The following is a 20032-nucleotide window of genomic DNA, read 5'->3' on the forward strand; positions in this document are numbered from 1 at the left end:
GCTGCAACGAGGGGATCATCCCCGCGGACGCGGGGAGCACTTCGTAATCCGCACGGTGCCGTCCGGTTGCTGGGGATCATCCCCGCGGACGCGGGGAGCACCACCTTCATGAACGAAGTCGGCACGACGTTCGAGGGATCATCCCCGCGGACGCGGGGAGCACAAGATCACCGTGGGGTGGAAGCCGACGGAGCGGGGATCATCCCCGCGGACGCGGGGAGCACCGAGTTTGTTGTTCTCAGCGCGCACGTGGCGGAGGATCATCCCCGCGGACGCGGGGAGCACGCATCGGAATCTGCAGCGAGATATGTGGTTGTGGGATCATCCCCGCGGACGCGGGGAGCACTAGCGATGGTTTCGTATGGGTTGGAGTGGGTCGGGATCATCCCCGCGGACGCGGGGAGCACGGCGGTCTTCGGGGTTTCACCCCGCGGGAGATGGGATCATCCCCGCGGACGCGGGGAGCACAAGACAGCAGCGCTCATGCTGCTCGCCGCACTGGGATCATCCCCGCGGACGCGGGGAGCACCTGAAGAGCAAGTGTCAGAGCTCGCATACGGTGGGATCATCCCCGCGGACGCGGGGAGCACCCCGCGGCCCGGAAAAACGGCATCGCGTAGCAGGGATCATCCCCGCGGACGCGGGGAGCACCACCTACATCGTCGGCCCCACCGTCAACACCGCGGATCATCCCCGCGGACGCGGGGAGCACGCGGCGTTCGCGTTCGAGGATGACTCGGTAGCGGGATCATCCCCGCGGACGCGGGGAGCACCGGGCGCGGCCCGCTGACGAGTCCCAGCTGCTGGGATCATCCCCGCGGACGCGGGGAGCACTGCACGAGTAACGCGGTGGTCGAGCTGTTGCCCGGATCATCCCCGCGGACGCGGGGAGCACCGTGCGTCGCTGGCGACGACGGGCAAGGTGACCGGATCATCCCCGCGGACGCGGGGAGCACTGCCAATCCGACCCCGGTGCACCATCAGCCCGGGGATCATCCCCGCGGACGCGGGGAGCACCTTCTCCATACCGCCGAAGATCGAGTCCTTGAGGGATCATCCCCGCGGACGCGGGGAGCACGCACGGATCTGCCGGACCGTGAACCCCCAGGCGGGATCATCCCCGCGGACGCGGGGAGCACCGCCGCGAGAGTGACGCCCGCCTCGATGCGGACGGATCATCCCCGCGGACGCGGGGAGCACGTCACAAGCCACGTTTTCGTGCCTGTCCGCACGGGATCATCCCCGCGGACGCGGGGAGCACGGGGCGCCAGGCATACGGAAAACACGGATCGGGGGATCATCCCCGCGGACGCGGGGAGCACGCGGGTGTTGACGGTATCAACCGGCTCGACGCGGGATCATCCCCGCGGACGCGGGGAGCACTCAACACGTGACGCGACACACCTGAACGTTCCGGGATCATCCCCGCGGACGCGGGGAGCACGACCCCGTCCCGCAGGTCACCGCCAGGCAGTTGGGATCATCCCCGCGGACGCGGGGAGCACGCTGCAATGTCCCGAATCGCCTGCCGCGTCGCGGGATCATCCCCGCGGACGCGGGGAGCATTCGCGCGATGTCGATCAGGACGGCCGGTGCGGGGGATCATCCCCGCGGACGCGGGGAGCACTACGTCAAGTTCTAGAACCGGGGAGGTGCAGCGGGATCATCCCCGCGGACGCGGGGAGCACGGCTTCGAGCTCGCCAACGGCAACCGGTTGCTGGGATCATCCCCGCGGACGCGGGGAGCACGCAGCAGCGTCTCGTCACGTACGACCCGAAGCGGGATCATCCCCGCGGACGCGGGGAGCACTGACGAAAGGCGAATAATTCGGGCCCGTGGACGGGATCATCCCCGCGGACGCGGGGAGCACCGCCTCCGCGGCTTTCCCGATCGTGTAACGACGGGATCATCCCCGCGGACGCGGGGAGCACCCGGGGACGCCGAGCGAGGCGTACTACGTGCGGGGATCATCCCCGCGGACGCGGGGAGCACGCGTTGCGGAGCTTCAACGCAGCGTCCGCCGCCGGATCATCCCCGCGGACGCGGGGAGCACTCGGGTATGACTGAGCTCTCACGAGTTCACGAGGGATCATCCCCGCGGACGCGGGGAGCACACCAATTGATCTGGACTTTATTCTCGCACGATGCCCATTCAGGATTACTTCGCGTAGGCCGCTGGGCAGCGCTCGCAGCAGTTGCTACATCGCGCTCTTGACGCCCCCCGCACCAGTTGACGTGATCCAAGCCGAGACGTCTGCGCGCCAGCGCGCGGCGAAGGCCCGTTGGGCGACGGGCAGGTTGTCGTCCACGCTGTCGTCTCGTACAGCGTCGAGCAGGCGTGCACGGAGGTCGTCGATCCGCTCGAGTACATCAAGTGCGTTGACGCCCACGGCGGTAGCCAGGCGCTCCCAGTGCCGCACCTCGATGTGGCGCATCACGTACTCGCCGCCGATCGACATCGCGAGCCGCGCCGACCGTGCGGCAAACACATCCCGATACGTCACTGCGCTCTGCAAGTCATACAACGGAGCAAGCCGCGCCCGTCCCCGTGCCGACACGAGCGCATAGTTCTTTGCGTGTGCATCCGTCGCACCGAGCAACCAATTGGCGATGACGGCATCGATGAGCCGCCACACGTCGACGTCAGACGTATCCGCGGGAGTGGCGCGCCGCAGCAGACGCACGATATCGACGACGCCCGGGCCTCCGTCATTCTGATACTTGCGTGCCGGATCGACACCCAGCGCCTGACACAAGTCCTCCGTATGTAGACGCAGAATCCCCCCACTCGCACGCTGGACGCGATCGAACCTCGTCACGACGAGCGCGCCCTGATCCTCGAACTGTCGATACTCGGTGCGCGCGACGACCATACCGGCCCGCCGCGCGGCATCCATCGTGAGATGCTCGCCCAAGTCGCTCTCCGGTAGCCCCCGGATGCCTGGCTTGACGATATGGGTACTCGCGGCCGCACCGATCGGGATCCCCCAGCGGCCACCCTCCCGCACGACGGTGAATTTGGACTGCGCCCCGGCCAGGCTGAACCGACCCTCGTGACGCGGCACATTCCACTCTGTAGACCCACTTCTGAGCCGCCGTAGGTGCTCTGCGATCTCAGCCTCGGAGATCCAATCGATCTTGACCTCGCGCTGCAGGCTCCCGTACTGGCTCTCCGGCACGAACTGAGCGGCACCGGCGATGTCCAGCCCGACGTAGCCCAGGAGTGCATAGGGATTACGCGCGCTCACCTGGAACCTGCGTCCCCACGCTTCCCTGACGTCGTCGTTGTCGGGGAGCAGCCCATTGAGGTAGTTGCGAACCGCGCGATCGTCGTGGCGCCGACGTGACAGTGGCAAGGATGCTGACAAGGCGATGGCGGCGGGATCGGCGGCCCACTCCTCGGCATAGGAGAAGGTGAGACGACCCGCGGCATCCTGCTGCACGTGGCCGACGAGTCGGCCGTTGATGACGACCAGGAGGGGTTCAGCCATCGCTCTCACCCAACACGAGCGCCAGCAGATCTCGCCCGTCGTCGGGGATGGAACGCGCGTTGAGGCGAAGTCCCACTGCTCGGGCCGCAGCGAGCGCAGCGCCGAGGCCCACGCCCTCCTGCCCCGCCTCCAGTTCGATGATCCACCGGCGGCTCTTTCCGACCGCGCGGGCAAGATCCTCCTGCGTGATGCCGAGCCGTCGACGATTCTCGCGAATGAGCTCACCGAACGACTCGGCAGAGTCGAACTGCTCCATGTGCAGTATTCCTCACTTATGGTCGAATGTGTAGTATTTCTCACTTTACCGGAAAAGTCACAAATAAATTACATTCGGCTAGCGTCGAATCGCGCAAGCGGGAATACTCGCATCGACAACGGATGCTGATCCCCGCCCCTGCGGGGATGATCCGTTCGCGAGGCTTAGGGGTCGACGCAAGACGCCAATGTTCCCTGCCGCGGCAGGGCTACTTCCTCTCTCGTGGTCGTGGACATGCTCAATGATTGAAGTTCGCAAGTCTTAGGGATATTTAAGGGGCCACCGTGTTGCCTTCAGACTACTCCCGCGCTACGGTGTTTTCATCACCCGATCCCGAAGATAAGCATCCCAATGACCACCGACACACCGCTGAGCGCTGCCGCTCGCGTGGTCTCGGCGAAGAGCTACGTCGATCCGGTGACGGGTGCCATCGAGAAGTGGCTGCCGCTGCACCAACATCTGGCCGACACCGCGGCGATTGCGGGACGGCTCTGGGACCAGTGGCTGGCGCCCGCGGTCCGCCAATTGATCGTGGACGACGTCGGTGACGCTTCCGCCGCCCGCGGACTCGCGGTGTGGCTCGCAGGAGTGCACGACGTCGGCAAGGCCAGCCCCGCGTTCGCGGTCCAAGTGCCTCGCCTCGCAGAGGACATGCGACTCCTGGGTCTTGATGCAGACAGCAGACTCCACGGCTCGCCGGATCGCCTCCCCGCGCGCCACGAACTCGTGAGCCACCTCGCGGCATCCGCCTGGTTGGAGGAAGCGCACGGCTTCGATCGCGTCCAAGCTCGGCGCATCGCCAGCATCCTCGCCGCACATCACGGCAAGCCGCCCGACGCGGCACAGGTCGCGGAGGTGCGTCCGCGCGACCGGCTCGTCGGGGCCGGTCGCTGGCGCGATGTCCGCGTCGAGTTGCTCGAGGCTGCAACCAGCGCGCACGTGTCCGAGACCGACATCCAGCGTTGGAGAGCCGCCGAGCTGACACAGCCGACACTTCTCCTGCTGAGCGCCATCGTCATCGTCGCCGACTGGATCGCCAGCTCGGACTACTTTCCGCTGTCCGAACTGGGCGAGCAGCCTTGGCAGACGACGCGTGAACGGGCCGAGAACGCATGGCGCAAGCTGAATCTGCCGGCGCCGTGGACCCCCACCCCGCCCACCGACGACGCGGAGCTCTTCCGACGCCGCTTCACGCTCGGGGAGACAACAACGCCGCGGCCCGCGCAAGCAGAACTCATGCGTCTGGCCCGTGAGTCTCCCACACCGTCGCTCTTCATCCTCGAAGCCGAGATGGGCGCGGGCAAGACCGAGGCCGCCCTTGCCGCGGCCGAGATCCTTGCGTCACGGTTCGGTCGCAGCGGCGTCTTCATCGGACTCCCCACTCAGGCCACCGCAGACGGAATGTTCGCCCGACTCACGGAGTGGACCCAGCGTCTGGAACTCGATACGCCGGTGAATGTGTTCCTTGCGCACGGAAACCGGCTTCTCAACGAGGGATTCGATCGTCTTGCGCGCGACGGGCGCTTTCGCGCGATCGGTGACACGTACGACGGCCGGCGCGATGCCAGCGAAGACCTCGTGATCGCCCACCAGTGGTTCTCCGCGCCGAAACGCGGCCCGCTCTCGAGCCTCGTCGTGGGGACGATAGACCAGGCGCTGTTCGGCGCATTGCGCACGCGCCATGTGATGCTGCGTCACCTCGCCCTCGCGGGCAAGGTCGTCATCCTCGACGAAGTACACGCCTACGACGCGTACATGGGCCAGTACCTCGAACGAGCACTTCACTGGCTGGGGGCGTACGGTGTGCCGGTCATCCTGCTCTCGGCGACGCTGCCGTCCGACAAACGACGCGCGTTCGCCAAAGCGTACGAGAGCGGACGAACGGGCGGGACCGCACCGTCCGCCCCCAGAAGGGCGTGGGTGGCCCGATCCACCGCCTCGTCTCAGCCCGACCCGCACGAGTCGCTGAACGGCGACATTGGCTATCCGTCGATCGTCGCGGTGCGTGGCGGCTCGCCGCCGCTCCTCGTCCATCCCGCCTCGACCGGCACGTCGCGAGTCGTCGCCCTCGACCGCGTCGATGACGAGCTTGACAGCCTCGCCGGCCTCCTCAGCGATGCGCTCGCGGAAGGCGGGACGGCGGTGGTCATCCGCAACACCGTGCGTCGCGCGCAAGAGACGGCGGCGCGGTTGCGCGAGGAGTTCGGGCAGGATGCCGTGATGCTGGCGCATGCGCGGTTTCTCGGCGTTGACCGCGCCCGGCGCGACCGCCGCCTGCTCGAGCTCTTCGGGAAGAACGGCGACCGGCCCGAGAAGATGATCGTGGTCGCGACGCAGGTCGTCGAACAGTCACTCGACCTCGACTTCGACATCATGGTGAGCGACGTCGCGCCCGTCGACTTGCTGCTGCAGCGTGCGGGCCGACTTCACCGTCATGCGGGCCGATCGCGCCCGAGCCGCGTAGACACGCCCCGGCTCGTGCTCACGGGGGCGGATTGGACCTGCTCTCCTCCCGAACCGAATCCCGCCAGCCAGAAGATCTACGAGCGGCATCCACTGCTCCGCACTCTCGCCGTCCTGCATGGGTGCGACGCTCTGCGACTTCCCGACGACATCCCGCCGCTCGTGCAAGCGGTGTATGGGCAAGAGCCCCTGGGCCCTGCGGAGTGGGCGGACCCGATGTCCGAGGCCGCCGCTAGCTTTCAGAACGTGACCGTATCCAGGCAGCACGCCGCCGATCAGTTCCGCCTGAACGCGATGAAACGAACCGGCGACCTGCTCGGCCTGATCGGCTTCGACGCCGGCGATCCCGAAAGCGGGGCCGGCGCACGGGCGACGGTACGCGACGGAGAGGACACGCTCGACGTGCTCGCGCTCCAGCAGAACGGCGATGGCGGGTACTACACACCGTTCTGGCTGGAGGAGGGCGGCGGCATCCAGATCCCCGAGAACGACCTCCCCGACCACGCTCTCACACGTGTGATCCTGGGGTGCTCGCTCCGCCTGCCGGCCGCGGTCTGCCGGGGCCGCCTCATCGACCGACACATCCGCCGCCTGGAGGAGTCCTACCCCGTCCTCACCTGGCACGGAAGCCACGCCTTGCGCGGTGAACTGGTGCTCGTCCTCGACGCCGACGGGCGGGCGTCCCTCGATCCGTTCACCCTCTCCTACTCCCCCGAAGACGGCCTGTCGTACACGTGGGCAGTGCGCGATGCGCTGCCAGAAAGCGAGCTGCCCGTATGAACGAAATCCCACGGTTCAATCTCGTCGACGATCCCTGGATAGCGGCGCGCTTCATCGACGGCGGATACCGCGAGGTGTCGATTCGGGAGGCGTTCCACGACGCGGCCTCGATCCGAGATCTCGCCGGCGAGCTGCCGACTCAGACGTTCGCGATCACGCGCCTGCTCCTCGCGATTCTCTACCGCGCGGCGCCGTGGAACGATGCCGGCGACGCATGGCCGGACGGGACGTGGGCGAACTGGTGGCGCAGCGGACTGCCGCTCGCGGACGTCGACGAATACCTGGATGCGTTCCGTGACCGCTTCGACCTCTTCGACGCGTCGCGACCGTTCTTCCAGGTGGCTTGCCTGCGGACGGCGAAGGACGAGGTGAAGGACACGTCGGGGCTCATCCTCGACCTGCCGAGCAACAATCGCCTGTTCACGAATCGTTCCGGGACCGAGTCGCTGCAGCTGGCCTTTCCCGAAGCTGCCCGCTGGCTCGTCAACGCCCAGGCATTCGATCCCTCGGGTATCAAGTCCGGCGCCGTCGGGGATCCACGTGTGAAGGGCGGCAGGGGCTACCCCATCGGGCTGGCATGGTCGGGAAACCTCGGTGGCCTGCTCGTGGAGGGTTCTCACCTCAGCGAGACGCTCCTGCTGAACCTCGTGCCGCCGGGTGAGCTTCTTCGCGTCGATGCGCACTCCGACATCCCGCCCTGGGAGGAGTCGGATGCCGACGGGCCAGCCGAGCGGCCCGGCCTGTTCCCCACCGGACCGGCGCGGCTCTACACCTGGCAGTCGCGCCGGATCCGCCTTGTGACCGACGGCGACCGGGTAACGGGCGTGGTCGTGGCCAACGGCGATGCTCTCACGCCACAGAATCAGTTCGACCACGAGGCCATGACCGCCTGGCGCTATAGCGAGCCCCAGTCCAAGAAACTGGGGCTCACCACCTATATGCCGCGCGAGCATCAACAGGGGCGAGCGTTCTGGCGGGGCATCAACGCCCTCTTACCTCAGGAGAGTTCTCACAACGCGAAAGGTATCGACCGGTTCCGACCCTCCGCCGTCTACCGCCATCTCGGCGAACGGAGCGAGCTCGGCGAGATCACGCCGGGCTATCAGCTGCGCACCCGCGCGATCGGCGTGATCTACGGGAGCAACAACTCCGTCGTCGACGACGTGCTCGACGACCGCGTGGACATGAACGTCGCATTGCTCGAGGCCCGCAACGCCGAGCTCGCCAGCGAGGCGATCAACGCCGTCCGGCTCGCCGACGACGGAGTGAAAGCGCTGTGGAACCTCGCGTCGAACCTCGCCAGAGCCGCAGGAGGCGGCGACGGCGACTGCGAAGGCGAACGCTCCCGAGCGGATGCCGCGGCCTTCGCCGCGCTCGACGGAGAGTATCGACGTTGGCTCGCGGACCTCCGCGACGGCACCGATGCGGCGCGCGCGATCACAGCCTGGAAGGCGACGGCATCCCACATCCTGCGGAGTCTGGGCGATGAGTTGATCGCGAGCGCGGGTTCGGCGGCGTGGGCGGGCCGGGAGGTCCGCGGCCTCTCGGGCACCATCCTGCTCAACACGCCACGCGCGGCGGGCATCTTCTCGTCTGCACTACACAAGGCGTTCGGCGCACCCCAGCCCGCCGATGCACCAGAAGGGAACGCGGCATGACCACACTTCAGGAACGGGCCGACCGCGTGGCCCGATTTGTCGATACAAAGGCGTACAAGCTCCAGCAGGCCTATCAGCGCAACGCGAGCAGTGCCGTTGCCGATCTCGCGCGCTTGCGCCGCGGTCTCGGCAGGCGTGTGGGCGAGGACCTCGACCTCATTGGGCTCGCACTGGCGTCCGACGGCGAGAACAGCCCCAGCCTGCTCGACGAGCGTGAGCGCGTCGGCGCCACACCAACGGCGGAAGAGCAGTCGGCGTTTACCGCGATCACCCTCTTCGCTCTGCACCAGCAGTCACAGCGCGGCGCCTCGATGCACCGCGCCGGGTACTCGCTCGGACGTTCCGCACGCCTGCTCGGCAAGCGCGTCGACCGCGATTCCGTGCGAACCCGGTTCACTGCGCTCGGCACGGCGACGACCTGGGACGAGACGGTGCACCACGCTCGGGGGCTCATCCAGCAGTTCCGTCAGCACGGCATCCCCCTCGACTACGGGAGGTTCGCGCGCGATCTCTTCGACCTGCGCACGGGTCGCGGGGATCGCGTCCGCATGTCGTGGGGACGCGACTTCTACCGTCTGGCGGATCCCGATGACACCGACACCACGCACGACGCGGCGACCGCCGACTGAGACCCCCCTCGAAGGAGAAGCACGACCATGACCCGCACGATCATCGACATCAACATTCTGCAGACCGTTCCCCCGTCGAATATCAACCGTGACGACACCGGTAGCCCGAAGACGGCCGTCTACGGCGGCGTCAGGCGCGCCCGCGTTTCAAGCCAGGCCTGGAAGCGGGCCACCCGGCGCGCGTTCGAGGGCGTGCTCGACAAGAGCGAACTCGGGACGCGCACCAAGCGTGCCGTCGAGCTGCTCGCCGAGCGCATCCAGGAACGGGATGCCGAGATCGAGATCGACCGCGCTCAGGAACTCGCGAAGCTGGCCTTCACGGCGGCCGGCATCAAGTTGACCGCGCCGCGCGGTTCCACCAAAGACAAGCCGCTGCCCGAAGAGTCCGGGTATCTCCTGTTCCTCAGCGCACGGCAGATCGACCGACTGGCCGCGCTCGCGATCGAAGCGAATGGCGCCGAAGACGCAGCCACGAGCCTCAAGGCATCCGGCATCCGAAAGCAGCTCGACACCGATCACTCCGTCGACCTGGCACTGTTCGGCAGGATGGTCGCGGACACGAGCGACCTGAACGTCGACGCCGCGGCGCAGGTCGCGCATGCGATCAGCGTGCATCCCGTGGAGAACGAGTTCGACTACTTCACCGCGGTGGATGACCACAAGGCAGCGGACGACGACGAGGATGCCGGGGCCGGGATGATCGGCACCGTCGAGTTCAACTCCTCGACGCTCTACCGGTACGCGACGGTCGACGTCGATCGACTCCGGGAGAACCTCGGCGACGATACGGCGACCCGCCGTGCCGTAGAGGCGTTCGTCCGCTCTTTCGTGCACAGCCTGCCGACCGGCAAGCAGAACACGTTCGCGAACCGCACGCTCCCCGACGCCGTGGTGATCAGCCTGCGCGACACGCAGCCGGTCAACCTCGTCGGCGCGTTCGAAGAGGCGATCCGAACCGACGAGGGCCGGTTGCGCGTCGCGAGCGAACGGCTCGCGACGTACGCGCGGGACGTCGATGAGGCCTACGCAACGACGCCCGTGCACTCCTGGGTGGTACGCGTCTCAGACGCGACATCCGCCCTGGATGCTGTGGGGGAGCGCGTAGCCCTCGATGCCGCGGTCGACGCCGTCGGAGCGAACGTCGCGCAGCGCCTGGCGGACTGACGTGCCGACGCTCCTCATCGAACTCGCCGGCCCGCAGCAGGCATGGGGATCACGCAGTCGCTTCGCGACGCGCGCGACGGAGCTGGCCCCCACGAAGAGCGGCGTCATCGGCGTGATCGCGGCGGCGCTCGGCCTCGAGCGCACCGCGCCGCTCGATCGATTCCGAGGTGTTCGGTTCGGAGTCAGGATCGACCAGCCCGGTCGCGTCGAGCAGGACTTCCAGACCACCCGCTCGCTCGACGGAGTGCGCCCGTTCCCGCTGTCACATCGCTACTACCTCGCGGATGCCGTCTTCATCGCCGGCGTCGAAGTGGAGCGGACAGAACTCGAGAGCTACCAAGCGGCCCTCAGGCATCCGTACTTCCCGCTGTATCTGGGCCGGCGGGCCTTCCCGCCCGCCGGCCCGTTGTGGACCGAGCTTTCGGAGTCATCCCTCGAAGATGCGCTGGCCGGCGTGCCGTGGCGCGCCCGCGCCCACCATCGCCGCCGGATCAGGGAGACTCGCGTGCGCCTGGAGGTCATCGTGGATGCAGCCCCCGGCGCATCCACGGGCGAGACCCGGCACGACGTGCCCGAAAGCTTCGACCCGCGGCGGCGGCAGTACGGCACCCGTGACGTCAGCATCCACCACGTCGACGTCGCACATCCGGAGCCTCCGGATGCCGCCTCCGCCAGCAACCCTCGCCCCGCACCGCGCACGACATCGTCCCTGCTCGGCTCTCCGACCGACCACGACCCCGAAATCCTGCTCTCCGACGAGGAAGTGTGACGTGTACTTCACGAAGTTCCAGTTCAACCCGGTGCGGCAAGGAGCGCGACGCCTGCTGTCGTCGCCGCACGCGCTCCACGCCGCCGTGCTCGCCGGGTTCCCCGATCCGACGCCGACCGAAGCGGGCCGCGTGCTCTGGCGGTTGGACCAGAGTCAGCACGACGCGAAACTCTTCATCGTCAGCCCGACCCGACCTGATCTGACTCATCTCGCCGAGCAAGCCGGGTGGCCGACCCGCGAGGACACGTGGGGGTCGAAGTCGTACCAGCCCCTGCTGGATCGCATCGAGCCGGGTCACCGCTACGCCTTCCGACTCACCGCCAACCCGGTCCGCAACACGCGGGCGGAGTCCGGGGCCCGCGGCAAGCCGTATGGCCACGTCACTGTCGCACAACAGGAGAACTGGCTCCTGGAGCGTCAGGAGCGGGCGGGTTTCTCGGTGTCCGAGTTCGCCGGACCGAACGACGACGCCGCCGCACACGACCTCGTGGTGCGCGACCGGAAGCTCCTCGTCTTCCGGCGGCGCGAGACCGAGATCACCCTCCGCGTCGTCACCTACGAAGGAACACTCAGCGTCACGGACCGCGACCTGTTCGTCCATGCGCTCACCCACGGGATCGGACGCGCAAAGGGCTACGGCTGCGGTCTGCTCACGATCGCACCGGTGCGCTGAACGTGACCGTCCCTGGAGCGCGGCCTCCCGAGCTTCCCGACCTCGTCCGAGCCCAAGATCGGATGAGCTTCATCTACCTGGAGAAGTGTCGCATTCATCGCGACGCGAACGCGATCACGGCCACCGATGAACGCGGCGTCATGCACATCCCTGCGGCGGCGCTCGGCGCCCTGCTCCTCGGCCCCGGAACGGTGGTGACCCAGCAAGCGATGGTGCTCATGGCCGAGAGCGGGTCCACGGTCGTGTGGGTCGGTGAGGAGGGTGTGCGCTACTACGCGCACGGTCGCTCCCTCGCCCACAGTTCACGGCTTCTCGAGGCGCAGGCGCAACTCATGACGAATCAGAGTTCGCGGTTGCGGGTCGCGCGGGAGATGTACGCGATGCGCTTTCCCGGTGAGGACACCTCCGGCCTGACGATGCAGCAGCTGCGAGGCCGTGAGGGAGCCCGTATCCGCCGCGCTTACCGAGAGCACTCCCGTCGCACCGGCATCCCCTGGGCTCGTCGCGACTACGAAGTCGAGGACTTTGCCGCGAGCGACCCTGTCAATCAGGCTCTGTCGGCGGCGAACACGAGCCTCTACGGCGTCGTGCACTCGGTCATCGTCGCGTTGGGGTGCTCGCCGGGGCTCGGGTTCGTCCACACCGGGCACGTCCGTTCCTTCGTCTACGACATCGCCGACCTCTACAAGGCCGAGCTCACGATCCCACTCGCCTTCGACCTCGCCGTCGAGGATCCGCTCGACATCGCCGCGGCGGCACGACGAGCCCTGCGTGACCGCTTCCATGGTGGCGCGCTCCTCGAGCGCTGCGTGCGCGATATCCGGCATCTTCTCCTCCCCGACGAGCCCGAGGACGGCGCGGGAAGCGCGCCCGACGAAAACGTCGTGTACCTCTGGGACGGATCCCGCCGCACCGTCGCCGGCGGCGCCTCGTACGGCGAGGAGCTCTGAGAATGGTCGTACTCGTACTCTCCGCCTGCCCACCCGGACTGCGCGGCTATCTCACTCGCTGGATGCTCGAGATATCTGCCGGGGTCTTTGTCGGTCGCGTCTCGAAACGGGTGCGCGAGTTGATGTGGAAGCGCACGGTGGAGATGGTGCGCAGCGGGCGCGCGATTTTGGTGTTCTCCGCCCGCAACGAACAGGGACTCGACTTCTTGGTGCACGGCCATCACTGGGAACCCGTCGATGTCGACGGCATCCGGCTGATGTTGCGTCCCGCGCCGCGGTCCCGCGACGCGGAGGGTGACGTGGATGCCGATCCGGCACGTCCCTCTTCGGGTACCCCGCCGCGCACGGGTTGGAGCAACGCCGCACGCCGCCGCTCGCGCTGACCGGTCGGCCGCAGCCCCGCGTCCCGCCGCACCCGTCGACGCCGCCGACTTGCCGAGTTTTGTCGGATGCCGAGCCCGAAAACGACAAATCACGGCAAGTCACGGTGCGCGCGGGTTCCGCGTCCCGCCCCACCCCGCCGCACCCGCCGCACCTGCCGGAGCGCGCGAACTAGACTTGACCCCGTCCCCCGGCATCCGTAGCCACACCCCAGGAGCACAGCCGCGTGAGCACCTCTCCCCAGGCCAAGACACCCGTCGCAGACACCGTCGAGAACGCCCGGGCAACCCCCGACAAGGACCAGCCGTACGCGACGCTCGGTCTCAAGCCGGACGAGTACGCGCAGATCCGGGAGATCCTCGGCCGGCGCCCCACGAGCGGCGAGCTGGCGATGTACTCCGTCATGTGGAGCGAGCACTGCTCCTACAAGTCGTCCAAGATCTACCTGCGTCGGTTCGGCCAGAAGGTCAGCGACGAGATGAAACAGCGCCTCATGGTCGGCATCGGCCAGAACGCCGGCGTCGTCGACGTCGGCGAGGGCTGGGCGGTCACCTTCAAGGTCGAGTCGCACAACCACCCGAGCTACGTCGAGCCGTTCCAAGGCGCGGCGACCGGGGTCGGCGGCATCGTCCGCGACATCATCTCGATGGGCGCGCGCCCCGTCGCCGTCATGGACCAGCTTCGCTTCGGCGCGATCGACGACCCCGACACGGCCCGCGTCGTGCACGGCGTGGTCAGCGGCATCAGCTTCTACGGCAACTGCCTGGGCCTGCCGAACATCGGCGGCGAGACCGTGTTCGATCCGGTGTACCAGGGCAACCCGCTCGTCAACGCCCTCGCCGTCGGCGTGCTGCGCCACGAGGACATCAAGCTCGCCAACGCCACCGGCGCCGGCAACAAGGTCGTGCTGTTCGGCGCGCGCACCGGCGGCGACGGCATCGGCGGAGCGTCGATCCTCGCCTCCGACACCTTCTCCGAAGGCGGCCCCACCAAGCGCCCCGCCGTGCAGGTCGGCGACCCGTTCGCCGAGAAGGTGCTCATCGAGTGCTGCCTCGAACTGTACCGGGGCGAGCTCGTCGAGGCGATTCAGGACCTCGGCGCCGCGGGCATCTCGTGCGCGACGAGCGAGCTCGCCGCCAACGGCGGATCGGGCATGCGCGTCGACCTCGAGAACGTCCTGCTGCGCGACCCCACGCTCACGCCCGAAGAGATCCTCATGAGCGAGAGCCAGGAGCGCATGATGGCGATCGTCGCGCCTGACAAGCTCGCCGCCTTCGAGGCCGTGAACGCCAGGTGGGATGTCGAGACGAGCGTGCTCGGCGAGGTCACCGGCGACGGGCGCCTCAAGATCTTCTGGCACGGCGAGCAGATCGTCGACGTCGACCCCTCCACCGTCGCGGTCGACGGACCCGTGTACGAGCGGCCGGTGGCCTACCCGGCCTGGATCGACGCGTTGCGGGACGACTCGGCATCCGCCCTGCCCCGTGACCTCGATCCCGACACGCTGCGCACGCAGTTCCTGCAGTTGCTGTCGAGCCCGAACCTCGCCGACACGTCATGGGTGACGAACCAGTACGACTACTACGTCATGGGCAACACCGCGCTGAGCTTCCCCGACGACGCCGGCATGATCCGCGTCGACGAGGAGAGCGGGCTCGGCTTCGCGATCGCGACCGACTGCAACGGCCGCTATTGCCAGCTCGACCCCTACGCGGGCGCGCAGCTGGCCCTCGCCGAGGCCTACCGAAACGTCGCAGTGACCGGCGCCGTGCCGACGGCCGTCACCGATTGCCTCAACTTCGGCAGCCCGGAGAATCCCGAGGTGATGTGGCAGTTCGGGCAAGCCGTCGACGGCCTCGCCGAGGCGTGTCTGGAACTCGGTGTGCCCGTCACCGGCGGCAACGTCAGCTTCTACAACCAGACCGGCGACGTCCCGATCTTCCCGACGCCGGTCGTCGGCGTGCTCGGCATCATCGACGACGTCGCCCGCCGCATCCCGAGCGGGTGGCAGGATGCCGGACAGAACATCTATCTGCTGGGCGTCACGGCGACCGACCTCAGCGGTTCGGCATGGGCGGACACCGTGCACGGTCACCTCGGCGGACGGCCGCCGTCGGTGGACCTCGGCCAGGAGAAGCGGCTCGCGGAACTCATCCACGCGGCATCCCACCAAGAGCTCGTCTCGAGCGCGCACGACCTCTCGGCCGGCGGACTCGGACAGGCCCTCGCCGAGGGCGTCATGCGTTTCGGCGTCGGCGCGCGGGTCTGGTTGCGCGAGATCATGGAACGTGACGGGGTGGATGCCGCGACCGCCCTCTTCAGCGAGTCCACCGGCCGTGTCATCGTTACGGTCCCCCGCGAAGAGGACGTGAAGTTCCGGGGCCTCTGCGAGGGCCGCGGCTACCCGGTGCTCCGGATCGGCGTCACCGACGTCGCGGCGGACGGCGACGAGCCGGCGCTGGAGATCCAGGACGTCTTCACCCTGACGGTCGCCGAGCTGCGCGCGCACGCCCAGGGCACGCTTCCCGCCGCGTTCGGGCCGACTGTCGTCGAACCCGTCTGAACCGCGCCCTGTCCCGGCCTGGTCTGGCGTGCGGGCCGGCATCCACTTGCCGTCTTCGGTCGTTTCGCCGCGGCCGTAACGACAAATCCCGGCAAGTCGCTGATGGCGAGCTGCTCGACTTGCCGCAATTGGTCGCCGCCGCGCCCGGGTAACGACGAATCTCGGCAAGTCGCCCACAGTGGTTCCGGCCGAACAGAACCCGGCCGAAAAGAACCCGACCAGCGCGGTCGGGGGGCCCGCACCGTGTCAGCCTGCGCCCGGATCCAGCGGCCGAGCGCTGGAACGATCGTGGAGGTGCGCGAGCACGGCCGCCACACGTCGATGCACGCGGGGCTCGTCGGTGAGTCCCAGCTTCGTGAACACCGACGAGACGTACTTCTCGATCGAGGATTCCGAGAGGTGGAGCTCGTCGGCGATGCCCGCGTTCGTGCGCCCCTCCGCCATGAGCGCCAGCACCTCGTGCTCCCGGTCGGTGAGCGCGGCCAGCGGCGGCGCGGTGCGGCGCGCGTTCACCAGGGCGCCGACGACATCCGGGTCGATCTGCGAGCCGCCCGCCACGACGACCCGCACCGCGGTCACCAGCATCCTGGGTTCGCCGATGCGCTCCTTCAGCAGGTACGCCATCCCCGCTGTGCCATCGCGCAGCAGATCCATCGCGTAGGCGGCCTCGCTGTACTGCGAGAGCACGACGATCCCGATGCGCGGGTGACGTGCGCGAATGCGATGCGCGGCGTCTATTCCCTCGGTGGCATGCGTCGGCGGCATACGGATGTCCGTGACGATCGCGTCGGGCAGTTCACGGTCGACGGCGTGCTCGAGCTCGGTCGCATCTCCCACGACCGCGATGACGTCCAGGTCCGCGTTGCTGCCGAGCGCACGACGGACGCCCTCGCGAACGAGATAGTGGTCGTCCGCGACGACGACGCGCAGTCGCGGTGTCATGCCATCACCTCCTGCTCGCTCAGGGGGAACATCGCCGTCAGCGTCGTGCCGCTGCCCGGATCCGAGGTCACGACGAGCCGACCACCGACCGCGACGACCCGCGCCGAGAGGTTCGCAAGCCCGCTGCCGTTCGTGTCGTCCGGATCGAAGCCCGCTCCGTCATCGCTGACTTTGATGTGCAGACGCTCTTCGCGCAGCCGCAGCGCGACGCTGATCTGCTGCGCCGAAGCGTGCTTGAGCGCGTTGGCGAGCGCCTCGGCGATCGTGAAGTACGCGGCGCCCTCGACATCCTCGCGGGGTCGCAGCTCGCGGACGCCGGCGTCCGCCCGCACGACCACGGGGACGGGATGCCGAGCGCTCAACGCCTCGACCGCGGCCAGCAGGCCACGATCGGACAGCATCGAAGGGTGGATGCCCTGGGCGAGCGCACGGACATCGGCGAGCACTCGCTCGAGCCCCGCCTGCAGCGCCATCAGATCGTCGGCGACCGTCGCATGGGGCGGGAGCTCATGACGGGCTTGCCCGACCAGCCCGATCAGCGCTGTCAGATCCTGCTGCACCCCGTCGTGGATGTTGCGCTCGATGCGGCGACGCTCCTGTTCCTGAGCACGCACCAGCCGAGCGCGCGACTCGGCGAGCAGTTCCGTCTGCGCGACCAGCAGAGCCCTCAGCCGCACGTTCCGCACCGCCATCGCCGCCTGTCGCGCGAAGTTCTCGATGATCGCGACCTCGGCGGGCCCGAGCTTTCCGTCGCGGCGCGGTCCGCACTCGATGACGGCGACGCGCTCGCCGTCGACTTCGACGGGCACGACGAGCGCCGCATCGGTCGCCGCGGGCTCGCCCGGCGTCAGCCGCACCCGCGCCCACTCCAACCTCATCCCCTCCTCGAGCACGGTGCTCATGCGCGGCAGCAACGAGTCGAGATCGTAGGTGCCCTCCAGGCTCCTGCCGAGACCGACGACGAGCTGGGCAGGGTCCGGGCGCTCACCGAACACCCGGCGATCGGCGAGCCGCTGCAAGACCGTGCGCACCGGCTGGAAGGCGATGGCGACCAGCACCGCGAGCACGACGGCCGCCTCCACCGGCAGCAGAGCGCCGGCCGCGGTGCCCACGATGGCGGCCACTGCCGCGTAGGCGACGGTGATGACGACCCAGAGCAATCCGTAGACGACGGTCTTGCGCAGGGCTCGATCGGCGCTCAGCCCGGTCGGTTGCAGGAGTCCCAGGCCGATGGCGAGCGAGAAGCTCACACCCAGCAGCGCCCATGCCAGCGACACCACCAGGTTGGCCGCCTCGAACGCGACGGCCTGCGTCACCAGCGGTACCGGCAACAGTCCGACGGGCACCAGCAGCCAGCGCATCGGGCGACGTTCGTGTCGTGGTGAGCGACGATAGCGCAGCATGAGGAGCACGGCCCCCGTCACGACAGCCATCGCGGACACCGTCTCCTGTGCGACGGCCAACAAGAGCGGATCGAGGGTCACGCCGGTGACGAACGGATTCGGCACCGGCGAAGCGACGACGACGTAGAACGGAAACACGACGACGGGACTGCACAGCAGCACCGCGAGGGGAACGAGGAAGGCACACCAGACGGCGCGCAGCGTGATGCGCTCGTGACGCGGCCGCGCGTCGCCGTCGGGAGACCCCGGAAACTCGGCCAGCACATGAGCGACCGAAATGCCCACGAGCACCGTGATCGACCCCTGCGCAGCGTTCCACAGCGCCAGCGCGGATGGCGCCATCCCACTGTCGAGCCCGCGCCGAACGACCCAGATGATGACCTCGAACACCGGAAGCACGGCTCCGAGCGCGAGCCACACCGCAAGCGGATGGCTGGGGCGGCGCAGCAGCACGATCGCCGTCACGGCGATCGGGGAGATGTACATCAGCATCCACGGCGCGAACACCCACGCATCCGGCGGGTCCGCGATGAACAGCACCGCGACCCAGGATGCTGCGCTGAGCCCGACGATGACCCACGCGACCACGCCGCGCGGATCCGCTCGCGCACCCTCGGCGCGCGAGGTGCGAGGGGCGGCACCCGTGCTCATGGCACCTCCATCATGTACCCATCCCGCATCCGCCACCCGGGAGTGCGCCGCCCGATCCGGTTGCGGAAAACCACAACGAGCCCTGAGGCCAGCGCGGTGTCGTCGCCTCCCGCCGCCCGCCTACGCTCTCGGCAACCGGAAGGGAACTCTCATGCGTACGCTTCGACTCGTGTTCTTCGCGGTGACGGTGCTTCTCACCATCGCAACCGTCTTCCAGCTCTATCTCGCGGCGGTCGGGACCTTCTCCCACACCGAGGAGGGCTTCTCGTGGCACGGCATGAACGGTCGGATCGTCCTGCCCATCCTGATCATCCTGACCGTGGTCTTCGCCGCGGTCGCCCGCGCAGGCAAGCGCACGATCTGGCTGAGCGTGTCGCTCATCGGTCTGCTGCTGTTTCAGACGCTGATCTTCATCATCACAGGGGTCATCTTCAACGTCGGACCCGAGACGGCTCGACCTCCCGCCGCCGCGATCCTGATGGTGAGCCTCCACGCACTCGGCGGTCTCGCCATCATCTGGGTGTCTTCGCTGCTCGTCCGGCGTGCCGCGGCGCTGGCCCGCCGCACGGACACCGGCACGGGCACAGGCACAGGCACGGGCACGGCCAGCAAGGCTGAGGTCGCCGACGTCGCGGCATCCGCGCCGCCGTCGAGATCGTGACCACGGCGGCCCTCCTGCTGCTCGATCTCGTCGCCGCCGTCGCAGCGACAGCGGCGTGGGCGGGCGCGGCCGCCATGACCTGGCCGTCGGCGGCATCGGGCGAACCGCCCCACGCTCGCGCCGGCAGGTCGAGATGGGCTCTGATCCTGACGGCGGTCGCCATCGTGGCCGCCGCCGCGCACATCGTCATCGTGCTCGCGCTGTGGGGGCGGGGGTGGTGGTTCGCGCAGGATCAGGTCGTGCTCGGGATGCCGGTACTCGCGGTGGTGACGGCGGTGACCGCGGCCGTGGCGATACCTCCGCTCGTCCGATTCCTCCGCGGCGTCCGCGGCGACGCCCGCGATGTCCCGGTGCGCGTGCCGCTGTGGTTCGTCATCGCGGCGAGCGCGGGCGGCGTATGCGTCGTGAGCCGCCTCGTCGTCGGATACCCGATGGACCCGCTCGCCGTCGCGGCCCTGCTCGTGCTGATGCTCCTCGCCGTCGGCCTCTCTCGCGCGCTGCTGCTCGGCGCGCCGCGGCGGACGATCGTCGGGTTCGCCGGTCTGGGCGTCATCGCCGCCATCGCGTGGACGGGCGTCGCCTGGGCGACCTCACTCC

General features: G+C 68.5%; 15 protein-coding genes and 1 CRISPR repeat array. Of the genes, 11 read left to right on the plus strand and 4 right to left on the minus strand.

The window, feature by feature from the left end:
- Nucleotides 1-11: 11 nt before the first annotated feature.
- A CRISPR array of direct repeats spans nucleotides 12-2115; the repeat unit is 29 nt; unit sequence GGGATCATCCCCGCGGACGCGGGGAGCAC.
- Nucleotides 2116-2199: 84 nt separating this feature from the next.
- Together WBP48_RS18195 and WBP48_RS18200 are read right to left on the minus strand one after the other, a co-directional pair.
- Entirely contained in the window at nucleotides 2200-3492 is a 1293-nt protein-coding gene (locus WBP48_RS18195; RefSeq protein ID WP_424442174.1) for a type II toxin-antitoxin system HipA family toxin, read from the minus strand.
- The gene (locus tag WBP48_RS18200; protein ID WP_424442176.1) at nucleotides 3485-3748 is read right to left on the minus strand and encodes a helix-turn-helix transcriptional regulator; all 264 of its coding nucleotides are present in this window, start codon (nucleotides 3746-3748) and stop codon (nucleotides 3485-3487) included. The genes WBP48_RS18195 and WBP48_RS18200 overlap by 8 nt, the downstream gene beginning before the upstream one ends.
- 351 nt (nucleotides 3749-4099) lie before the next feature.
- Here WBP48_RS18200 and cas3 point away from each other — a divergent pair, with 351 nt between their 5' ends.
- The 9 genes from cas3 (at nucleotide 4100) to purL (ending at nucleotide 15778) form a co-directional block, all read left to right on the plus strand.
- Nucleotides 4100-6991, plus strand: a complete 2892-nt coding sequence (gene cas3, locus WBP48_RS18205) for a CRISPR-associated helicase Cas3' (protein WP_424442178.1) — start codon at nucleotides 4100-4102, stop codon at nucleotides 6989-6991.
- Nucleotides 6988-8649 carry a type I-E CRISPR-associated protein Cse1/CasA gene (casA, locus tag WBP48_RS18210; protein ID WP_424442179.1) on the plus strand — a complete coding sequence of 554 codons (1662 nt, stop codon included), beginning with the start codon at nucleotides 6988-6990 and terminating at the stop codon, nucleotides 8647-8649. The genes cas3 and casA overlap by 4 nt, the downstream gene beginning before the upstream one ends.
- Nucleotides 8646-9278, plus strand: a complete 633-nt coding sequence (gene casB, locus WBP48_RS18215) for a type I-E CRISPR-associated protein Cse2/CasB (protein ID WP_424442181.1) — start codon at nucleotides 8646-8648, stop codon at nucleotides 9276-9278. Before casA ends, casB begins: the two co-directional genes overlap by 4 nt.
- 27 nt (nucleotides 9279-9305) lie before the next feature.
- On the plus strand, nucleotides 9306-10442 hold the full coding sequence (gene cas7e, locus WBP48_RS18220; RefSeq protein WP_424442183.1) for a type I-E CRISPR-associated protein Cas7/Cse4/CasC: 1137 nt from the start codon (nucleotides 9306-9308) through the stop codon (nucleotides 10440-10442).
- 1 nt (nucleotide 10443) lies between these two features.
- Nucleotides 10444-11211, plus strand: coding sequence for a type I-E CRISPR-associated protein Cas5/CasD (cas5e, locus tag WBP48_RS18225; protein ID WP_424442184.1), 768 nt, complete (start codon nucleotides 10444-10446; stop codon nucleotides 11209-11211).
- A gap of 1 nt (nucleotide 11212) precedes the next feature.
- The gene (gene cas6e / locus WBP48_RS18230) at nucleotides 11213-11884 is read left to right on the plus strand and encodes a type I-E CRISPR-associated protein Cas6/Cse3/CasE (protein ID WP_424442186.1); all 672 of its coding nucleotides are present in this window, start codon (nucleotides 11213-11215) and stop codon (nucleotides 11882-11884) included.
- A gap of 2 nt (nucleotides 11885-11886) precedes the next feature.
- Entirely contained in the window at nucleotides 11887-12834 is a 948-nt protein-coding gene (cas1e, locus tag WBP48_RS18235; RefSeq protein WP_424442188.1) for a type I-E CRISPR-associated endonuclease Cas1e, read from the plus strand.
- A gap of 2 nt (nucleotides 12835-12836) precedes the next feature.
- Entirely contained in the window at nucleotides 12837-13217 is a 381-nt protein-coding gene (gene cas2e, locus WBP48_RS18240; RefSeq protein WP_424442190.1) for a type I-E CRISPR-associated endoribonuclease Cas2e, read from the plus strand.
- A 224-nt stretch (nucleotides 13218-13441) separates the two neighbouring features.
- Entirely contained in the window at nucleotides 13442-15778 is a 2337-nt protein-coding gene (purL, locus tag WBP48_RS18245) for a phosphoribosylformylglycinamidine synthase subunit PurL (protein WP_424442192.1), read from the plus strand.
- 246 nt (nucleotides 15779-16024) lie between these two features.
- On the opposite strand, the gene WBP48_RS18250 is transcribed toward purL, so the two are convergent.
- Complete coding sequence (locus WBP48_RS18250; RefSeq protein ID WP_424442194.1) at nucleotides 16025-16720, minus strand: response regulator transcription factor; 696 nt, start codon at nucleotides 16718-16720, stop codon at nucleotides 16025-16027.
- Complete coding sequence (locus WBP48_RS18255) at nucleotides 16717-18774, minus strand: sensor histidine kinase (RefSeq protein WP_424442196.1); 2058 nt, start codon at nucleotides 18772-18774, stop codon at nucleotides 16717-16719. The genes WBP48_RS18250 and WBP48_RS18255 overlap by 4 nt, the downstream gene beginning before the upstream one ends.
- Before the next feature lie 151 nt (nucleotides 18775-18925).
- Between WBP48_RS18255 and WBP48_RS18260 the strand changes: the two genes are divergently transcribed.
- Together WBP48_RS18260 and WBP48_RS18265 are read left to right on the plus strand one after the other, a co-directional pair.
- On the plus strand, nucleotides 18926-19435 hold the full coding sequence (locus tag WBP48_RS18260; protein ID WP_424442197.1) for a DUF6220 domain-containing protein: 510 nt from the start codon (nucleotides 18926-18928) through the stop codon (nucleotides 19433-19435).
- A partial coding sequence (locus WBP48_RS18265) for a hypothetical protein (protein WP_424442198.1) occupies nucleotides 19432-20032 on the plus strand: 601 nt, incomplete at its 3' end. The genes WBP48_RS18260 and WBP48_RS18265, both read left to right, overlap by 4 nt.

The organism is Microbacterium sp. (assembly GCF_049661145.1).
Lineage (GTDB): Bacteria > Actinomycetota > Actinomycetes > Actinomycetales > Microbacteriaceae > Microbacterium.